Annotated in this window: 1 protein-coding gene and 1 pseudogene; one reads left to right on the top strand and one right to left on the bottom strand. The window is 60.1% G+C overall.

The window, feature by feature from the left end; all coding sequences use genetic code 11:
• On the top strand, positions 1–167 hold a 167-nt coding region (locus HX823_RS32420; protein WP_177078611.1), incomplete at its 5' end, for a hypothetical protein.
• 63 nt (positions 168–230) lie between these two features.
• On the opposite strand, the pseudogene HX823_RS32145 reads toward HX823_RS32420, so the two are convergent.
• Positions 231–401 (bottom strand): annotated as a pseudogene (locus HX823_RS32145) (nitroreductase); the annotation flags it as partial.

Here is a 401-nt window from a genome sequence, read left to right as displayed (position 1 = left end):
CCGAACAACAGAGCGCCGTGGCCGAAGAGGTCAACCGCAACGTTTCGGCGATCCGTACCGTGACCGAAACCCTCACCGGCCAGGCCACCGAGTCGGCGGCCATCAGCAGCCAACTCAATGCGTTGGCCAGCCAGCAGATGAAGCTGATGGATCAGTTCAGGGTCTGACTCGGTTCCAAAACCACAGAGATACTTGTGGGAGCCCGCTCCCACACTTGGATCACCTTGGCTTTAGAGACCTGGCCAGGCCTGTACGAACGCAGTCACATCTTCTTTAGCCGCCGTACGCGGTGGATTCTGCGGCGTGCCCAGGTAGAGGAAGCCAATCACTTCCTCATCTGCCGTCAGCCCCAGGCCTTTGGCGACATGGGCCGAATAGGACAACTCGCCAGTGCGCCACAC

This window comes from Pseudomonas sp. P7759 (assembly GCF_013386445.1).
Taxonomy (GTDB): Bacteria; Pseudomonadota; Gammaproteobacteria; order Pseudomonadales; family Pseudomonadaceae; genus Aquipseudomonas; species Aquipseudomonas azotoformans_A.
Note: the sequence above shows the minus strand (reverse complement) of the source record. Positions and strands in the feature narration are given on the sequence as shown.